This is a genomic window from Rosistilla oblonga, assembly GCF_007751715.1.
Lineage (GTDB): Bacteria > Planctomycetota > Planctomycetia > Pirellulales > Pirellulaceae > Rosistilla > Rosistilla oblonga.
This window is the reverse complement of the sequence record NZ_CP036292.1, coordinates 3,017,504-3,037,121: the sequence shown is the minus strand read 5'-3', so window position 1 is coordinate 3,037,121 and position 19,618 is coordinate 3,017,504. Positions and strand designations below refer to the sequence as shown.

The following is a 19,618-nucleotide window of genomic DNA, read 5'->3' as shown; positions in this document are numbered from 1 at the left end:
GCGATTTGGCAAGGCTTTCCAAACAAAACGGTTGTATATCGGAGCGAGAGCTGGCCGATCAGATCCTTGGGCGACCCGATCGGTCTGCAATGCCAGCGTTCCCGGTTTGGCCAGCAGCGACGTGACGGTCACCCACGACGGACTTAGGCAGCGAAAGGATTCGATTTCATCGCAGTTGAGCCCTGTATCAACTGTGAAGCAAACTCCAAATAGGAGAGAAGGTATGGTCGCTGCATTACCGGAATATCTGTTGGTGTGCGAGACGCGTTTGGATGAAGAGGATCGCCATCACTGGCGATTCAGTTTGGAAACGATTTTGGGACAGAGTGTCGTTGAAGCGAGTGATCATGAACCGTGCGATTTAAATCGGCTGGCGCTGTGGTCGGTCGTCCGTGGGCTGGAGGCTTTGGACGGGCCCAGTTGCGTGACGATGATGTGCAGCAACCGCTACGTGATCCATGGACTCCGCAACGGACTCAACAGTTGGCGGGAGACCCGTTTCAGCTGGGATCATTTTGGCCGGATGGTAACGATTCCCAACGCCGACCTATGGCGACGAGTCGACCGCGCTTTGGACATTCACCAGGTGAGCACCTGTTGGTTGAGCGCTGCGTTTTTGTCGCAGGGACGCAACGCCGCCCAGCTGCCCGAATCGCGCCCCGCACCGTTGGATCGCATCCGCAAGTGGCTCGCCGGACAAGCGGTCGCCGATACACCAACGTTTGCCGTCGCATAATCCTAACGCCGCGTTAGCAGCCATTGAGACTTGGAGTGCGGCGGTCGCTCGCCGCACTCCGAGACGGTACCGTCGAAAAAAAAGAGAACTTTGAATTTATTGTATTTGCAACGGAAAACTAACGATTCCCCGCTAGCTTTTGTCTGGTGGGATGCCGAAGCCAAGGGTGCTTAACCCGCAGTTTCTCCGCCGCAGCCGAACTCACCCCTTGTATATTTGACGTCAACGCGTCGAATAGCAATGGAAACCTTTACCCCCTTCGTACAACGCGAGTCATCTTCGATGCACACTCAGGTCCCGCTCGATGGAATCGGACGCCTGGTCGCAGGACGCCACGAGAATCCCGCTGAACTGCTCGGCCCCCATCCGGTAGAATACCAGGGGCGCAAAGCGATCGCCGTTCGTGCGTTTGTCCCCGACAGCACCCAGGTCTGGCTGGTCGATCAGCCCGAAGACGCCCCGCGGCCGATGCGTCGCCTGCATCCGGCCGGTTTTTACGAAGCGATTTGCCCCGTCGACAACGAAGCTCTTTCCTCGAACTACCGCTTGAAAGTCGCCCGCAACTCGGGCGAAGTCACCATCATGCCCGATCCCTACGCCGTTGAACCGTTGTTGCAAGAACTCGACCGTTACCTCTTGGGCGAAGGTCGACACTACGAACTGTACAAGCGATTGGGCGCTCAGATCCGCACCGTTGGCGATACCAGCGGCGTCAACTTCAGCGTTTGGGCCCCCAACGCCAAGACGGTCCAAGTGGTCGGCGATTTCAACGAGTGGGACGGCGCGCAACACGCGATGAAGGTCCACCCCAACCTGGGCGTCTGGGAATTGTTTATTCCCGGCGTCAAAGCGGGCGACATCTATAAGTACCGCATCCTGCAGCAGGACGGCCACTGGAACGACAAGAGCGATCCGTTGGGCTTTGCCGCTGAATTGCCACCGCGTACCGCTTCGGTCGTGACCGAACTGGACACCCACACCTGGCAAGACGACGCTTGGATGGAGACGCGGCGGGAATCGAACCAGCTGGAAAAGCCGTTTAACATCTACGAGGTGCACCTGGGCAGCTGGCAGCAGGGTGGCGAGCAAGAGCACGGTTGGTTGAACTACCGCGAACTCGCCCATCGGCTTGTCGCGTATTGCCAAGAGATGAACTTCACTCACCTGGAACTGATGCCGATCAGCGAGCATCCGTATACGGGCAGCTGGGGTTATCAAACGGTCGGCTACTTTGCCGCGACCAGCCGATACGGCACTCCCGAAGATTTTATGTACTTCGTCGACTATTGCCACCAAAACGGGATCGGTGTGATCTTGGATTGGGTTCCCGCTCACTATCCCAAAGATGGACACGGGCTGGCCAACTTCGATGGCTCGGCGCTTTACGAACACGCCGATCCGCGGCAGGGTGAACATCCCGACTGGGGCACCAAGATCTTTAATTATGGACGCAACGAGGTCCGCAATTTCCTGATCTCCAACGCGCTCTTCTGGCTCGATAAATATCACATCGACGGGCTCCGCGTCGACGCGGTCGCATCGATGCTGTACCTCGATTACAGCCGCGAGGATGGCGAGTGGATTCCCAACGAGCACGGCGGACGCGAGAACATCGCAGCGATCGACTTCCTGCGTGAGTTTAATGTTGTCGTCCACGAGAAGTACCCCGGCGCGGTCACGATCGCCGAGGAATCGACGGCGTGGGGAGGCGTTTCGCGGCCGACTTATGAAGGTGGCCTCGGGTTCACGTTTAAGTGGAACATGGGGTGGATGAACGATACCCTCGACTACTTCCACAACGATCCGATTCACCGCAGCCATCACCACGACGCGCTGACGTTCAGCCTGATCTATGCGTTCACCGAAAACTTCACCCTGCCGCTGTCGCACGACGAAGTCGTCCACGGTAAAGGGGCGTTGTTGGCGCAGATGCCGGGCGACCTTTGGCAGAAGTTCGCCAACTTGCGACTGCTGTATTCGTACATGTGGACCCACCCCGGCAAGAAGCTGTTGTTCATGGGGGGTGAATTCGGCCAGTGGAACGAGTGGAACGAAGACGATCCGATCCAGTGGGAACTGTTGGATTTCGACACGCACCGCGGGATCCAGAACTTGGTCCGCGACCTGAACCAATTGGTCGTCGAAAACCCTGCGTTGCATCACGACGATTTCACCGCCGCCGGCTTCGAATGGGTCGACTGCATGAACGCCCAGGACAGCGTGTTGGCTTACGTCCGCAAAGCCGATGGGTTTGGCCCGGCGTTGATGGTGTGTGCCAACTTCACACCCGTCGTCCGCAAGGGCTACCACGTCGGCGTGACGCAGAGCGGTCGTTGGACGGAGATCTTCAACTCCGACGCCGAGATCTACGGCGGTAGCAACATCGTCAATCCAGGTATGACTCAGTCGTTGGGCATTCCGCACCACGGCCGAACCGATTCGATCAAGATCGATCTTCCGCCACTGGGAATCGTCGTCCTGAAGCACGAAAGCTGATCCGGAAACGAAGACTCGCTTCAAATCCCGTTCGCCACGATCGCCAACTCGTCGGCCGTTGTGTTACGATTGCTCCCCAAAGGGCGCAGACGACAGGACGGGCTTTGAATGAGCGAGACAAACAAATCGACCGATAAACGCACGCCGCTGGCGGCTCGGATTGCAGTAGTGGCGATTGCCCTGCTGGTCGCAGCGGCCAGCTTGACGTCGTCGCGCGATCCCGTCCCCGGCGACGCGGTTCTAACGTTGAACGGCTGGGCGGATGAAACATCCTGCCGCGAGTGTCATTTCGAAGCCGATAGCTATCCCGAGACCGGGCACGCTCAGACGCTGCGACCGGCAACCGATCCAAGGTCGATCGAGATCCTAAGCTCCGTCAATTCCGATGCCTCGGCGGCGGATGACGGTTTGCAGATCGATATCGATCCGGAGTCGGGAGTCTTTGCGGTTCAGCAGGACCAGGAAATCTCGCGTCGGATCCGGCTCGATTGGTGTTTTGGTTCGGGAGCTCACGCACACACCTGGACGTCGACCGTCGGCGACCTGTTGGGGAACACCGACGAATTGGAGTTCCGTTGGACGTGGTTCCACCAGACCAACAGCTTCGCCCTAACGCCGGGTCAGCCCGAACAGGCGGGCGATTCGCACTACGGCGCATTTGGGCTGTTCTTCGACGGCGCCAAAGCTGTCGGTTGTTTCTCCTGCCACACCAGCTATCTGCCCGCGGAAAACGGATCGATCGATTTCCACGGGATGGTCGCGGGCATCAATTGCCAACGCTGTCACGGACCGCAACAAGCCCACGTCGCTTCGGGTGGCGAAGTGATCGATTCGGACTGGATGGCTACCGATCGCCTCGACGCCGTGCGGCGGTGCGGACAATGTCATCGCAACGCCGACGAACAGCCACCGGGTGAGATCCGCACCGACAACCCTGGCATCGTTCGCTTTCAACCGGTCGGCCTGCTGCAGTCACCTTGCTTTATCAAATCGGAGATGAGCTGCACCACGTGCCACGACCCACACAAATCATTGGCAGCGCAGGATTCGCGAGGGATCTGGCAATGCGTGCAGTGTCACAACCCTGATTCACCGACACACACGCTTTGTGCGGCCGACAACCGAGACGATTGCTTGCGTTGCCACATGCCCAAAGTCGCGACCAATCCGAACATCCGCTTCACCGATCACTGGATCCGTGTGCGAGACGACATCGAGGAGTCCAAGTGAGCAAGCAAACGCCTGGGCAGCGCCGCAACGCGTCTCGCAAACCGAACGTTAACGCAGCCCCAACGTCCGCCGAGTCGGTCCCCGCTCGGGGATCGTTCTTCTCGCAAATCCCGCTAGACGTCCGCGCGTTCGCCGTTTGGTGGTTGGCTTGTTGCATGCTGTTCATCGCAGCAAACCCAACGCAGATCTTCGATCCGATCGCCGTGATCCCGCTGCCCGACAATAGTGTCATGGCGGGGGCCGACGCTTGGAATCCGTGGCTCTCCACGTTCGATTCGCTCCGCTCGCTTTTCATCTGGCCGACTTGGTTGGCTAGCGTGATCGCAGCGTTGTTGATCGCGGCGTTGGGGCAGCGGATGGTTCAGCGAGGGGAGGGCGTCGCGGCGATCGCGATGGTTGCCGGGCTCTGCCTGATCGATCCATACGACGGGCTGTTGGCGGGCTGGATTGTTTATGCTGCCGTTCGATTGCGAGATCGCATGCTGGCCGAACCACCACTTTCCCACGCGATGTTTTTTGCGATCGTTGGCGCGCTCAGTGCGGCTGCGTTGGCGAGCAGCCTGGAAGCGACGATACCACTGCTTGTCTTGGCTGTTGTCGTCGGCACGTTGATTCTCCAGTCGATCCGAGAGCGTCGCCAAACCGCGTTGGTCGCAACGCTTGCCGCGGTCTTGGGCTTAGTCGCAGCTGGCCTGATCGCCTGGCAACACGGTTTGCTCGCAGCGTTATTGCGACCAATCACCGCGATTTTGAATCGCCCACCGGCGACGCTGCTCCCTTCGCTTTCGGTCTCCTGGCAGGCACCCGACTTCGGCTGGGCACATGGGCTGGCGCTGCTATTCATCCTCGCTTGCTGGTGGCGGTGGGTTGTCGCTCGATCGCCGCGGATGGCCGATGGCGCGATGCTGGCAGTTTTTACCGCGTTGGCGATCGGCTCGGCTCGCTACAGTTGGCTGGCGACTGTGGCGATCGCCTGTATCGCGTCGTCGCAGAACTTTGCGGCGTCCAAGCCTCCTTCGCCAACGGTAGCCAGACGTTGGCGACGCGCCGCATGTCTAGTTGCATTGCTGGTTCTGATCGCCCAAGTCGGCTTGCAACGCTACGACGTTTTGAGCGCGTTGTCGTCGCGGCGGCAAATCGATCCGCAGCAGTGGAATCTCGCGGGGCCGGCAGTGTTGCAAAACCTAGATCGAGCGGCCAACTGGCAACTGCAAGACGATCGCGGTGTCCATCCATTGGTGGTCAGCGACCGCTGGGACGCCTACGGCGACTTCTACCCGCAATACGCAATGATCGTGAACGATTGGAGCAGCTGGCGCGAACATCGCTACGTACGCAGCGATGGGCAGTGGGGCGGATTTGGCGAGTGGTTCGATCAGTGGAATCCAAAGTTGGTAGTCATCGAGGCAGCCGATCTAGCGACGATCCGCCAACATTCGCTCGATTCGCCATGGAAGACATTGGGGATCGATAGTCGGCGGGTGATCTTTGCGCAGATCGATGATCGCGACGCGAGCGGCCCGCTGCGTGAATCGGCTCAACTGCTCTCGATCCTAGAAATTCCCCGGCCAGCCCCCAACGTCGACTTCGAACGCGCGATCGCCTTTGGTGGTCCCACCGATGCGCGGCGGATCGCCTTGGTCTTGTCAGCCCTTCGATTTCCGTATGCTGCGCTACGCGTGCTCCCCAACGACAACCACCTGTCGACCGAATTCTCGCGCACGATGGCGCTGCTGGAAAGCGCTCACCGCACACTCCGTTTCACCGGCACGCCATCGTTGATCGATCAATCCCGAGCGTTGGCGCACAGCGAACGGCTTCTCGGTCGCCGCGATCTTACGAATCAACAACGGAATCAACTGCAGCGAGCTATCGATGCGTTGCAGGATGTGCGGCAGAGCAGTTCGCTGATCGTTGACGTCCCTGCCGAAAACGATCCGGCGTTGCAGAGCCTGGAGGAAACGGCGCGAGAGCAACTGATGCGTGGAGACTTCGGCGCGGCGAGGCAGACGACGGCAAAACTGGGCAACAACAACACCTCCCTGCTGCTCACGACAGCCGCAACGCTGTCGATGAGTCCGCCTGAATCGATCCTCGCAGCACTGCAGTCCGCCGACTCGGACCACGACAGCGGTAGGTCCGACGGTCTGGCGGAACTCTTGTTCTACAGAGGCTTACTGCGGCTGGAGACAGGCGATTTCCGCGGTGCTCTGCAGGACTTCACTCGCAGTTTGAACAGCACCCCATCTCCGCCGCAACGCGATCTTATCTCCGCATTTTGCAGCCAGATCGCCAACTAGCCTCCACCGGGCGCACCAGCGAGGCGCCGCCTCCAGACCGCAGCCAACTGCTCCAGGCAGGAACCAGGCGATAGCGGTCCAGAATTCGATCTCCCGTCACAAGCTCAGCAAAACAGGAAATCCCCCGCACACCTCCCAGCCTACGCATCCTCGCACCCCAACTGCGTTCGCCCCGCATTCTCGAAACCGCTCGCAGGGTGTGCGGATTTCCCAAGGTGTCCATTAATCACAATTGCCATCTCCCAAGCCGCTTGTTCCTTCGTTTCTGGGGCGGGTTGAACAGCTGGATATTCTGGTGCAGCGATAACTAGAGCACAGGCATACACCCAAAAAGACATTACGCAAACTGCCCTCCCCCCCTCGATTCACCGAAAAACCAACGCCAAATGCTTCCTCGGGAATCTTATGCGCACTTATCGGGTTTTAGAGGCAGTTTAAAACTTGACAATCCACCTTAAATCCTCGAGAGTGTAGGCTCAGAGTTCTCAATGATCCAAAACCCGCGACGTTCCAGTCGCGATTAATACCCGTTCACACTTCATTTGTGTTTTGTGGATTTACTTTTCTTGTCTGTGTCTTGGAGGATTGGATATGGTTCGTTTTCAAAAGAGAAGCGCCAAAGGCTTCACCTTAGTTGAATTGTTGGTGGTGATTGCCATCATCGGTATTTTGGTGGGATTGTTGTTGCCCGCCGTCCAAGCTGCTCGTGAAGCGGCCCGTCGTATGTCTTGCTCAAACAATATGAAGCAGTTGGGCCTGGCACTCCACAACTACCACGACACGTATCAAAGTTTCCCAGCGAGTGCTGGCGTAACGTTGTCGACAAACGCCTCTGGCCAATACGACGGCTGGAATTCGTGGAGCGGTTTGGCCAGCATCCTCCCCTTCATCGAGCAGGGGCCGCTTTATGATCAAATCGACTTCCGCTACAACTTCGCTGCAAACATTGCCGGGGTTGCCGAACACAGCTCCGTGGTACGCCGAACTCTTCTAGACGCCTTCCTCTGCCCCAGCGATCCTGGGTCGGACGTCTCGTACACCTCCGATATGGCGCCGTCGAGCTATTCATTCTCGCACGGTCCATGTACTTCGTGGGACGTAGGCAACGGAAGTGAGCCGGGCGTATTCGACAAGGCGTATTTCTGCCGATTCCGCGATATCACCGATGGCACGTCGAACACTTTGGCGATGGCCGAATCGAAGATTGGCCGCAACCAAGGCCAATGGGATTCCTCGAATCCAAACCGCGATGAGAGTTACCGTGTGGTCGTTGGAACCGCTCTGCGTCAATCGATCTCGGGCACGAACACCACCTTCCGCAACACGCCAGCGTTCATCACCGAAATCAACACCTATCTCGATACCTGCCTTGGCATGTACGACTCGGGAAGCGGCTGGGACGGGCAAAGCGATGAACAAAATCGTTGGTGGGCTTGGGGCGGTGCATTCCGTGGCCCTTACGTCACAACGCTGCGTGGACCGAACGCTGGTCCAAGCTGTGATAACGATGCATCGGTTACCGATATCTCGATGAAAGAAGCTAGCTCCAATCACCCAGGCGGTTGCATGACACTACGTGCCGACGCTTCGGTGAACTTCGCTGGCGAGACGACCGACCAAGCGACCTGGATCGCATTGGGCAGCCGAGCGTACGGCGAGACTCTCTAATCGACTAGTTCGATTTGTTTAACAACTTGTTTCTTAAGACTGATATTTGACAGGTATTGATGATGAAAATTGCAAGCTGGTTCCTTCTTCTTAGCATGTTCGCCGTCTGCGGTTGCGGTGGCGCACCGTCGGGACAAGCGGGAGATGCAAACGACCCGGCGCTGACGACGGATCTGGAACCAATCGATGAAGCGGCTGAGAAAGCGGCTAATTCGGGCCACTAATCCCTCGTCAATACAGAAACGTTGATCACGACAAACGCAGCTTCGGCTGCGTTTTTTTTTGACCATAAACCAAGTCGCAAATCGTTTCGGCAAAGCCAACTTGAACGTTTGACGCGATCCACCCGCGAGAAGAACGCGGCGGGACCGAGGCCAGCAAGATGAGCGAGCCGGCGGTCGCCGGTGCAGACGACCGCCGGCCATTCGTTCTTAACCGCTGCGATGTTTGCCGCTGAAGCGTTTGCAGCAAACATCCACTCGCGGTGACGTGGTGCACCTGTAGAGCCTTCGGTTGCTCGTTGAACAACTAGCTTAGTAGCGGACTTCCAACCGAGTTGTCAGTCCGATGAAGGCGATTGTGTCGTCGATTTCGAGATAGTTGCCGCGACGCACGCCGTCGACATATTCGCGGGTCGAAACCGCGTTGCACCACCAGGAGGCCATGTAGCCGGCGGTGGCGCGGACGCAACCCGATTCGCTCTGCCATCCAATCCCCAGCTCGGTTTCCAAGACGGGGCTGATGCGAAAATCTTCGTATTGATTTGCGACGATCCCGCCGGTGAACTGATTCGATTGGCGATAATCGCCAGTCCATTCACCTCCCAGAAACGACGCAGCCCCTTTGCTGTAACACAACATCCCCGACTGGCAACTGCGGCGTTCAGCGTCGCAGCCCAACAAGATCCCAAACCCGTTGAAATCGACGTCGGTGTCGACGGTGACCAACCCCGTGGCGACTGAAATTTCTTGTTGAGCCAGCAGGGATTGTTCGATCGTTCCGTAGCGGAAGCCTCCCGACCAATTGAAGATCGTGGTGTCGGTGCATATCAATTTGTGGCGATAGACGGCATCGATCAAATCGAATTCAATCGACGTCGCCGCCGATGATTGCAAGCTGTTTCCGCCAGTCGTGAATGTGCTTGGGTGAATGATTTGTGAGTTCAAGACGTTAGCGTTATTGCGGACCAATCGATCCTGCGTGTTGCCGTCCCAGTGCGTATAGCTGGCTACCAAACTGCTGGTCTGCGAACTAGCCAGCGAAAATCCAACCCGGTAACCGGGCGAGGCGTCGATCGCCGCGATTCCCAGCGGCCCCGTCGGGAAGGCGTTTACCGTGGTGTCGTTCTGTTCGATCGAATAGACGATGTCGCTATCGCCGGGACGGAGATACAAAAACTCGCCAAACAATCCCGATCGATGGGCCCACCAAGGCGACCGACACTCCTGCGTTGCACAACATCCATCGCAGCCCTGCGAATCGCATTGCGTACACTCAGCACATGCGTCGATCCCGGGGGAGAGTATTTGCACGTCGGACGAATCGCCAGCGGACCACGCAGCCACCAAACCCTGGTCGCGATCGAGATCCGCCACCCTGTAGACGTGATCGAACGTTTCCTGAGCAACCGTTACAGCGCCGCCGCCGGTCAGGCAAAATCCCCACGCCAACAGCATTCCAGAAAGTAGATTCCGAGTCCCCATATCGCCAGTTCCTTGTAGTGATAGCGGCGCCCCCGTCACGATCGCGTGAGAGGCAAACCTTCGATGATGCAACAGTTTTCCCCAACCGTTACCATGCATCGACTAACTACACCCCGCACCACCACTATGGTGCACAAAGACGGAACAGTCGACGTACACCACCCCAACTACCAAACAAGCCCACTACCTCCGCAAAAATACCAGCACGAAGCGCAAGCAAGTGTTTCCCCGCATTTACCAACACGAAGCGCAAGCAAGTGATTCCCCGCATCTACCAGCACGAAGCGCAATCAAGTAATTCCCCGCATTTACTAGCACGAAGCGCAAGCGAGTGATTTCCCGCACCAACGCGCACGAAGCGCAAGCAAGTGATTCCCTAATCGCGATCGATCACTCGCTGGCGCTTCGTGCTAGTATTTCCCGCTTGCGGAGGGCTACGCCGCAGCATTTACCAGCACGAAGCGCAAGCGAGTGATTTCCCTGCATTTACCAACACGAAGCGCAAGCAAGTGTTTCCCTAATCGCGATCGATCACTCGCTTGCGCTTCGTGCTAGTATTTCCCGCTTGCGGAGGGCTACGCCGCAGCGCGATATCAAATCACCTCGGCGTCTGCTGGCGAAACGATCTCAGTACTTCCCGTTTGCGCCGAACATCTCTTGTTTCGAAGGCCGCGGACGCACCCGCACGCTATGGTCGGGCTCTCCACTGACGCGGTCGAACTCATCGGGCGTCCGCCGACTGGGCAGATAATCGCCCGTCTCCTGGCTCCATCGCAGCATCTACCAGCACGAAGCGCAAGCAAGTGATTTCCCGCATTTACTAGCACGAAGCGCAAGCGAGTGATTTCCCTGCATTTACCAACACGAAGCGCAAGCAAGTGTTTCCCTAATCGCGATCGATCACTCGCTTGCGCTTCGTGCTAGTATTTCCCGCTTGCGGAGAGCTACGCCGCAGCGCGATATCAAATCACCTCGGCGTCTGCTGGCGAAACGATCTCAGTACTTCCCGTTGGTGCCGAACATCTCTTGTTTCGAAGGCCGCGGACGCACCCGCACGCTATGGTCGGGCGCTCCGCTGACGCGGTCGAACTCATCGGGCGTCCGCCGATTGGGCAGATAATCGCCCGTCTCCTGGCTCCATCGCAGCAACGCCTGCTGCATCGAATCGCGCACCGAAGCGTAGGCGGGATCGTCGAAGCGGTTGACCAATTCGCTGGGATCGCGTTGCAGATCGAACAGCTCCCATCGCGGCCGTGGCGAGCGGAAACAGCTCTGCTGTGCGGCTGTCAGTTCGCCACGCTGCTGAAGCTTCAGCATCGCTTGCAAGGTCAGCCCACGCCCCGCATCAGCCGATGGCGTGGCGGGAAGATCGGGGTAGTCGTTGCGGATCAGTTTGAAACGGCGATCGACGACGCAACGGGCATGGTCCTCGTAATCGTGCCAGTGGTCTTCGGCAAAAGCGAACTCGCGGTGCCGCTTGCGAGGATCCAACAGCGTCGCCAAAAAGCTTTTGCCTTCGGGTTGCCATACGTCTACGCCTGCCGTTTGGGAACCTTCGTTCTGCGACATTCTGGTCGTCTGCTGCGTTGAATCTCCAGCGGCGGGCGTCGCACGATCAGCCAACTGCAGGAAGGTCGGTGCGATATCGACAGCGCTGACCAACGCGTCGGTTGTTTCTCCGGCGGCGATCCTGGCCGGCCATCGGACAATCCAAGGCGTGCGGATGCCACCGTCGTACAACGTCGTCTTGTCGCGAGGGAAAGGGCGGCCGTTGTCGCTGATGAACAAGACCAACGTGTTCTCATCGACTCCCTGCTGCTTCAGCTTTGCCAGCACCTTGCCGACGTATCCGTCCAACCGACCGATCTCGTCGTAATAAAGACGCAAGTCTTCGCGGACCTCAGGCGTGTCGGGCAGATGCTCCGGGACGATCACATCTTCGCTGCGGTGCGGCGGATCGAGCGCCCCGGCGGTATATTCGCGATGCGGATCGAGTGCCGCAAGCCACAGGAAAAAGGGGCGATCGCAAGGCCGATCGTCCAGCGATCGCTCCCAATCTTCGCAACCGCTCGGCTGCGCTGCGATCATTTTCGGCGGCTCGCCATCCTTCCCCGACGGCAATACAAAACCAGCCGTCGACGCCTCATAGATCTTGTCAAAGTCGCCCCGCACAGCATCACCCAAATGCCATTTCCCAGCCGCTGCGGTGTAGTATCCGCGCCGCCGCAGCTGTTCCGCCAGCGTAGCCGTCCCCGCCGGAAGCGGCCAATGCAGTTGTTCCGCTGCGGTGTTGTGAGGATATCTGCCGGTCAGGATGCTCGCCCGCGAGGGACTACACGAATTGGTCGTCAGGTAGGCGTGCTGGAACAGCAGCCCCTCGCTCGCCAGGCGATCGATGTTGGGCGTCCGAATCGCCGGATGCCCGTAGGCTCCACAGTCGTTCCAGTTCATGTCGTCGGCGATGATCACGACGAGGTTCGGTTTCCCGGTCGCATCGCTCTTCGTCGTCGCAGCGTGTTCACGAGAACTCTGACTCCACGCCAGCGGTGACGCCCCCAGGACAAGTCCCCAAGCCACAATGGCGATGCAGACGACTTGCCGAAACGCTTTACAACCAACAACTCTGGTGTCGCTAAACTTCATGTTAATGGACCGCTTAATGATCTGATTCGAGTAGGGGAGGGCGATCGCGCCCCATCGCCGCCGACGCCGCGCTGATTGCGGGACTTGCTTACCTCGCACCCAATCAATTCTGCTGCACCGCGGTTACCGAAACAAGTGCTTAGTCGATCGGCGAATCGATTTCTGCGGCAGCCATTCCTTGCATCAATCGCTGCCGCGCGCTGGGGCTTCGCAGCACAGCAACCAGTCGCTTTGTTTTTCGCTCAACTTGGGCAACGGCAATTCGCGGTGCGCGGCCAGATGCCACAGGATCGTTTCGCACCAAGCAACGGCGCGGTCGAGGTCGAAACTCCAATCGGCTCGCGGCTTTCGCTTGCTCGCGTGGCGAAGCGATTCAGTGAATGCGCGTTCAAAACCTGGGGCGTCGGCGGTGTCGATCGCCGATATCACAGCGGCCAACAACTGGGCGTGTTTGCTCCGCGAGGCAGCGATACTCGCAAACAACTGACTGTCGTCCCAAGACGTTTGATTGCCGAATCGATTGGCGACCAACGCCAACACCTCCGCCATCGCGACGGGCGGATCGTCGGGGAAGCGAGCTGAAGCGTCGAGAAATTCGGCACTCAATCCGCCAGCAATCGCCTGCACCGCATCCCACTGACCGCGCGAACTGGCAAGTGCCAAGATCAGGCAGAGCGGTTCAGCCAACCAACGGTCGCGAGCCTCGCTCGACGGATCTTGAAAGGCCTGGAAGAACGCCATCCCCGCGTCGATTCCCGCCGCAATCTTACTCTCATCATGCAACGCGCCAGCCATCTGCAGATGGTCCAGAGCGGCCAACACCGCCGCATCGCGAACCGTTTCACACAGATCCCGCCCGGGGTCGGAGCGTTTGGATTCGCCGGAATCGTCGGCAAACGAACGCTCTGCCGATTGAGCGACACTGAACGAGGTGAGGTCATCGGGTTGGGATCCCAGCCGCGGCTGCAAGTAGACGCCAATCCGCTCGAACCGGGGCACGTTCCCATCGGCGTCGACGATCCGCGATCGTTCCACCTCGCGCGTCCGTTGCCGCATCCCATCGATCAACCGCTCGACTCCGCCGCGATAGCGGTCGCCCGCCTGATCGACGGCGATTTCGTTCAGTTGTATACCCTTGGTCAGTTCGACCATTCGATCGACCAATTCGCTCACCGGCCGCCCCTCCAAGACATGCGACTGCAGAAAGGTCGGCCGCCATCTCGGATCGTCCTGCAGCGCTTTGTTGGCGACCGAAATGATTCGCCCATCAGCGGCTGATGCAACGATTTCCAGCCGCAGCCCGCCGGGAGCCAGCGGTCCGTCGTCACCTAAGATCGCATCAAACCTCCGCTGAGGATCGGTCAGAATCGTCTGCGGCACCTGCAATGCAACACAAGTTATCACGTGGCAGGCTTCGACAAAACCCAACTGCTTCAATTCGCGACACCACGGCTTGAAGGTTTCGAAGTTGTTCAGCCGCGACGCCTTGATCGGCTGGATCTCTACAGTTTTTGGCAGCAGCTTCCTCAGATGACGCGCTTCGACGATGCTCAAAAACCGCTCCGCTTCGCTGCGGACGGCATCGGATAGCTGCAGCGAATCGGGAACTTGATACGGCACTCCCGTCAACAGTTCGAGCGTCTCAGCGTATTCCGACCGCTTGCCGTATTGCGCCGCCTGATCGACGCGGTTGCGAATCTCATCGACGATCGTTTGATCCTGTCGCGTCTCGATCGTTGGATCGGCACCATGTTCGATCAGGAAAGCGACGACCTGGTTGCGGCGGCGTGAGGCGGACAGATCGAGCGCGGTCATGCCACGTCGGTCCCGCGCGTTTAGATCCGCTCCGTTTTCGATCAATAACTGCAGGATCTCCACCGACGCCTGCTCGGATAACAGATGGCTGCAGGCCTCGATCACCAACGGCTCACCATCCGCCGGGTCGATGCGACAACCGGCGTCGATCAATGCTTGAGCGCACTGCCGCCAGGACTTCGTCGTCCCCCAGCGATAGAGCGCCAGCAACAATGGCGAGAGCGATCGGTCGGGCAATTGATCCAAGGACGCCCCGTCAGCGATCGACTGCCGCAACGCCGACACATCGCCAGCATCGATCGCTTCGGCCAACCGGTCGGCCGCTTCGTTTTCGCCCGGCGCCAGCCCAGGAGCCGAGAAGATCACGAAATCACGAAGCGATTTGCGGGCCCGGCGGCCGCGTGGCGGAACGATCCGAAACCGCTGCGTCGCCACCGAGATCGACTCCGCCGGCACCAACAACTCCGCGACCTTACACAGCGCCGCAAAGATCTCCTGCCCGCTGCCAGCCTGCAAACATTTGGCGATCGCTTCGTTTGCCGCGTCGTGTTTGACAATGGGCGGTTGGCCGGGATAGTCGCGAAAATCGACGACACATTTGCGAGCCGCAGTCCAATGGAAATCGAATTGATCGCCAGCCCTTCGCACCCAAACGACTTCGCTCCGCCGACTCTTGCAGTTGTCGCGGTAGAGCGTCTCGGCCGCCGCCGCGTTGCTGTCCAACAGCACCCACGCGCTCCCCGCTTGCTCCCACGCGATCGTCCATCGACCGTTGGCTTCGCAGGCTTCCAGTGCTGGCAGGCCCGCCGTCGACATCGAACCCGAGTCATCGAAACCGGACCGCAACAACGGCTTGACCCGCTCGAAATCGCCGTGCTTCGCTGGCAGGCAGTGGCGTACAAAAACGTGTTCGATAGGTTCCATCAGTCGACTCATCGCCACCTCCAACATCCACAAAGACGCGCTGTTATACTCCACCCCACCGGATCGATATGTTCGCTCACCCCAAGATAGGAAGCAATCGATGGCAGGCTATTTTCTTTATTCGCTCGATTGGCCGAGTCTCAATTCGTTCCTCGAATCGCCCAGCGAAGATCTAGCGGCCGCGATGGCGGAGAACGTTTCGGAGCTGTTGGACAGCTACGACGAGCAGCTTGAGGACGATGACGAAGCCGCCGATTGGCCGAGCGATACCGAATCGCTGCTCCCTATTCTGATCGATCGCTTGCAACGGAAGGATTGGTATGCCGACCTCTCCGAGATTGGAAAAAACATTTGGGAGCGGGCGTTCGTCGACCTCTGTAATGACGACGAACTCAATCCGTTTGGCTTTGAATGCGAGAGCGATGGCGTCTACTGGAACATCGTCAGCGAAGCCATAGCGCACCACGACCAACCCAAAAATCAACTCACCGAAAAAGAGATCACGCACTTTGGCGCGCGGCCGTTTCGGTACTGGCACTCCGGTCGGCTCAACTGGGACGCCTGGCAACCGATGCACAGCATGCACTCGCCAGCGGAAGTTGTCGCGTTGGCTGAACAGTTTGAAGCTGCCGAAGCCACGCTCCGCGACAGCCGACATCCGGAGGTCGACGAAGACTACGAAGAACTGATGTCGGTGTTGGATAAACTAAAAGCAAACGGCCGCGTGTTGTATGTCAGCGTCGACACGTAGCGCCGCGGCGAACAAAGGCCTTGAGGCAGTCAATGGCCTGACGCGAGATCCGTTATGCCAAGACCATCGCGTGCAAACAGAACGATCCAAACGTCGATACCAACAGACAACCGATTAGATAGGCGATCGTCCGCTTTGGTCCCAACCGGATGATCCAAGTTCCAAGAACCAGCTGTGCCGCGGTCATAACAATCGCCAGCCAACCGACATCGTTCAGACTCTGACCGAGCCAACTGGCAGCGAAGCCAGCGGGAAACAGCATTGGCATTCCACCGGCCATCCATAACAGGATCCACCCGACGTCTATCCCGTTGGTGCCGTCGGGCGCAGCGATCCAGACGTACGGCAGAGTCATGCAACCGATCAATGCCGCCGCGGCCCAGCGATGTTGTTGCTGCCGGGCGATAAACCAAGCGAGGTGAAGGTAGGCGGCAACACAAACAAAAACGCTGACCGGCATCGGAAACCGGATCAGCCCGGCAAACCCGATCGCCAACGCTGTCGTCCACAGGAACAAGGTTCTCAGCTGGAAACGGATCGGCCGGATCAGCCCCGATGCCGACGCTTCGGTGCGAAGCGTGACAAACGGCAACCCGCTCCAGATCGCCGCCGCGACGATCGCCATCCCAGCGGCAACCCAACCGACAATCGGCGACATCCGACTCTGATCCGATCCAGTCCACTGATAGAACTCCGGCACCAACGCACCCAGCAGTCCGCTGAGCCCAATCAGCAGAAGATAGATCGCGGTGGGAGAAAGCCAAATCGAATGCGTCATGGAATTGACAGAGCCCGCCGAGGAGCGGTGCATTGCGCGCGGTTTTCAAAAAAAACAGGATCTAACCAAGTCGCTGCATGCTGCCAACCCCTATAACTGCACCGCCGGGAACCTGTGCCGGCCTCCGGCCTGGTGTTTTTTGCTGGTGCATGATTCCGGTGGTTTACACCACCGGCAGAGAATGTGCCGGCCTCCGGCCTGAAAACTTTCATTCCACCACCTCCCACCTGCTGATTCCCGAGCTCGGAGGGCGGCATATCTAATGCCGGTTGTGTAAACCACCAGAGTGATTCCGCACTTTTAAACTCCTGAGCCCGGAGGGCGCCACATCTAATGCCGGTGGTGTAAACCACCGGTGCCGCAGAGCCGCGCGGCATCAAAGGCCGGAGGCCGACACAAACCTGTGCCGGCCTCCGGCCTGGTGTTTTTTGCTGGCGCATCATTCCGGTGGTTTACACCACCGGCAGAGAATGTGCCGGCCTCCGGCCTGAAAACTTTCATTCCACCACCTCCCACCTGCTGCTTCCCGAGCCCGGAGGGCGCCACATCTAATGCCGGTGGTGTAAACCACCGGTGCCGCAGAGCCGCGCGGCATCAAAGGCCGGAGGCCGACACAAACCTGTGCCGGCCTCCGGCCTCGTGTTTTTTGCTGGCGCATCATTCCGGTGGTTTACACCACCGGCAGAGAATGTGCCGGCCTCCGGCCTGAAAACTTTCATCCCACCACCTCCCACCTCCCACCTCCCACCTCCCACCTCCCACCTCCCACCTCCCACCTCCCACCTCCCACCTCCCACCTCCCACCTGCTGCTTCCCGAGCCCGGAGGGCGCCACATCTAATGCCGGTGGTGTAAACCACCGGTGCCGCAGAGCCGCGCGGCATCAAAGGCCGGAGGCCGACACAATCGGTTACGATCGCGCCAGGGCGCGATACCGCCGACCGGCCTCCGAGGGATGGAAGGTCCGCTCGAGTTCCTGTGGTTGTTTGCGCAACCATTGAGCGACCAACGAGAGCGTAAATGGAAACGGGCTGGCCGCGCGATGGTTCTCTGGATCGGCGAGCACCCGTTTCCAATGCGTCACCCGGCGTCGGGCCCGCTGAAACTCTTCGGGACACCGCGGGGCAACGATCGATTCACAAACCTCCCCGCGACGGATCAGATACCAGACACCACGATGGTTCTGCTGGGCATCGGGTTCGCTTTCGTGCCCGGGGACCGAATAGACAAACGTGTACTTGCGACGCGCCGCGGCCAGGAACATCAGTTTGCGATGCAGGTATTCCAACGAAACCAGATCGCGACTCATCCGCCCCGCCAACTCGTACTGTCGCATCTCGGCGGCGCGGTGGATCGTTTCGCGAATGGTTTCGAGCGGCGCCGCATGGAAGCCGTCGAGAAAACTCTCCGCCTCCGCCACCTGTTGATAGTATTGTCGACGCGTGCACTGCCCGACGCAGGGACCGCTGCAGCGACCGATCTCATATCGCAAGCATCCCGGCCGCTGCTCAAGCTCAAACAACTGCAATTGATCGGCGAAATAGAGTTCCTGTTTGCTGCTGCAATCGCGCAGCCGATAGAAGTTGTTAAGCGCATCGACAGCTCGCTGCATCTTGCCTGCACCCCGAAACGGTCCCTCGCTGGCGACCACATCCGCTGGCGGCATCGCGTCTAAAAAGAAGTACGGAGCTGGCGCGCCGCCAAGACACAGATAGACTGGCCGCTGGCGTTTGGGGATCTCTTGAACGTTCCAACGCGGCGTCCAGCGGCGAATCAATTGCTGTTCGCGCAAAAGCGCCGCAAATTCGCTGGGCTGCGTTTCCCAGAGGACGGTCTGCGCCGCTTGGATGATCCGGCCAGCTTTCTCCTCCGCATTGCGTGGACTGAAATACGACAGCAAACGGATCCGCAACCGCTTCGATTTACCGACGTAGATCAATTGCCCGCTGCGATCCAACATCCCGTAGATGCCCGGAGACTTAGGACATTGCTGACGGACCAGCGTCCGCAATTCGGCAGTCGACGTCGCCGCGACGCGATGTGTCGTCCGCGGCCCGAGCGGGTCCAACGGGTTGGGGCCAAAGCCTTCAAATAGTCCGGTGGGTTGATGCAAATCCATTTATTGGCGAGCGTGGCAGCTCGCTATCCTTGGTGATGAACCGCGATGGTCGACGGTTGAATGCCCCAACAAATTTTAGCAAACCCGGCGCCGCGTCCAACCCTCCGCTCACGCCGCTAGCATTCGGTTTGGGTCTGTTCGGTCAACCAGTTCAGATAGCCTTCCGCTCCGGCGACGATCGGCGTCGCGATGATCTGCGGCTGTTGATACGAGTGCATCTCCGCGATCAGCCGCTCGACCACGTCGTACCGCGAGCCGACGGTTTTGATGCTCAAGCGAAACTCGGGATCGCAGTGAACGCTCCCCTCCCAGCGATAATGGCTCGAGATCGGTCCCTCGACCTGGACGCACGCGGCATAACGCAGCTCGATCAGCCGCGAAGCGATCCGCCGCGCCTCGTCCTCCGTCGGCGTGGTAGTTGTAATTAGCAGGAATCCGTCCAATGATATCAACTCC

General features: G+C 59.0%; 15 protein-coding genes. 7 read left to right on the top strand and 8 right to left on the bottom strand.

Features of this window, described 5'->3' with window-relative positions; genetic code table 11:
• Positions 1-223: 223 nt before the first annotated feature.
• The 6 genes from CA51_RS10735 to CA51_RS25795 all read left to right on the top strand — a co-directional run bounded on the left by CA51_RS10735 (position 224) and on the right by CA51_RS25795 (position 8,654).
• Entirely contained in the window at positions 224-736 is a 513-nt protein-coding gene (locus CA51_RS10735; RefSeq protein WP_145120408.1) for a ribonuclease H family protein, read from the top strand.
• A gap of 282 nt (positions 737-1,018) precedes the next feature.
• Positions 1,019-3,232: a 1,4-alpha-glucan branching protein GlgB gene (gene glgB, locus CA51_RS10730; RefSeq protein WP_145120407.1), complete on the top strand. Its 2,214-nt coding sequence runs from the start codon at positions 1,019-1,021 to the stop codon at positions 3,230-3,232.
• 108 nt (positions 3,233-3,340) lie between these two features.
• Positions 3,341-4,462 carry a multiheme c-type cytochrome gene (locus tag CA51_RS10725; RefSeq protein WP_145120406.1) on the top strand — a complete coding sequence of 374 codons (1,122 nt, stop codon included), beginning with the start codon at positions 3,341-3,343 and terminating at the stop codon, positions 4,460-4,462.
• On the top strand, positions 4,459-6,762 hold the full coding sequence (locus CA51_RS10720; protein WP_145120405.1) for a DUF2339 domain-containing protein: 2,304 nt from the start codon (positions 4,459-4,461) through the stop codon (positions 6,760-6,762). Before CA51_RS10725 ends, CA51_RS10720 begins: the two co-directional genes overlap by 4 nt.
• Before the next feature lie 591 nt (positions 6,763-7,353).
• Positions 7,354-8,430, top strand: coding sequence for a DUF1559 domain-containing protein (locus tag CA51_RS10715; protein WP_145120404.1), 1,077 nt, complete (start codon positions 7,354-7,356; stop codon positions 8,428-8,430).
• A gap of 62 nt (positions 8,431-8,492) precedes the next feature.
• Positions 8,493-8,654, top strand: a complete 162-nt coding sequence (locus tag CA51_RS25795) for a hypothetical protein (protein WP_197451743.1) — start codon at positions 8,493-8,495, stop codon at positions 8,652-8,654.
• Here the strand turns inward: CA51_RS25795 and CA51_RS10710 are convergent.
• The 5 genes from CA51_RS10710 to CA51_RS10695 all read right to left on the bottom strand — a co-directional run bounded on the left by CA51_RS10710 (position 8,651) and on the right by CA51_RS10695 (position 15,527).
• Entirely contained in the window at positions 8,651-8,905 is a 255-nt protein-coding gene (locus CA51_RS10710; protein WP_145120402.1) for a hypothetical protein, read from the bottom strand. The two genes, CA51_RS25795 and CA51_RS10710, sit on opposite strands and share 4 nt — an antisense overlap.
• 58 nt (positions 8,906-8,963) lie before the next feature.
• Entirely contained in the window at positions 8,964-10,133 is a 1,170-nt protein-coding gene (locus CA51_RS10705) for an Lpg1974 family pore-forming outer membrane protein (RefSeq protein ID WP_145120400.1), read from the bottom strand.
• A 627-nt stretch (positions 10,134-10,760) separates the two neighbouring features.
• Positions 10,761-10,913, bottom strand: a complete 153-nt coding sequence (locus tag CA51_RS25790) for a hypothetical protein (RefSeq protein WP_197451742.1) — start codon at positions 10,911-10,913, stop codon at positions 10,761-10,763.
• A 216-nt stretch (positions 10,914-11,129) separates the two neighbouring features.
• On the bottom strand, positions 11,130-12,584 hold the full coding sequence (locus tag CA51_RS10700; RefSeq protein WP_231746181.1) for a sulfatase family protein: 1,455 nt from the start codon (positions 12,582-12,584) through the stop codon (positions 11,130-11,132).
• A gap of 375 nt (positions 12,585-12,959) precedes the next feature.
• Positions 12,960-15,527, bottom strand: a complete 2,568-nt coding sequence (locus CA51_RS10695; RefSeq protein WP_197451741.1) for an ankyrin repeat domain-containing protein — start codon at positions 15,525-15,527, stop codon at positions 12,960-12,962.
• Between the two features lie 88 nt (positions 15,528-15,615).
• Here CA51_RS10695 and CA51_RS10690 point away from each other — a divergent pair, with 88 nt between their 5' ends.
• On the top strand, positions 15,616-16,266 hold the full coding sequence (locus CA51_RS10690) for a DUF7691 family protein (RefSeq protein ID WP_145120394.1): 651 nt from the start codon (positions 15,616-15,618) through the stop codon (positions 16,264-16,266).
• 52 nt (positions 16,267-16,318) lie between these two features.
• Here the strand turns inward: CA51_RS10690 and CA51_RS10685 are convergent, their stop codons facing one another.
• The 3 genes from CA51_RS10685 to cutA all read right to left on the bottom strand — a co-directional run bounded on the left by CA51_RS10685 (position 16,319) and on the right by cutA (position 19,605).
• Positions 16,319-17,044, bottom strand: coding sequence for a hypothetical protein (locus CA51_RS10685; protein ID WP_145120392.1), 726 nt, complete (start codon positions 17,042-17,044; stop codon positions 16,319-16,321).
• A 909-nt stretch (positions 17,045-17,953) separates the two neighbouring features.
• A complete protein-coding gene (locus CA51_RS10675; RefSeq protein WP_145120389.1) occupies positions 17,954-19,162 on the bottom strand; it encodes a GIY-YIG nuclease family protein in 1,209 nt (402 codons plus the stop codon).
• Between the two features lie 116 nt (positions 19,163-19,278).
• Positions 19,279-19,605, bottom strand: coding sequence for a divalent-cation tolerance protein CutA (cutA, locus tag CA51_RS25785; protein WP_197451740.1), 327 nt, complete (start codon positions 19,603-19,605; stop codon positions 19,279-19,281).
• Between the last annotated feature and the right edge of the window lie 13 nt (positions 19,606-19,618).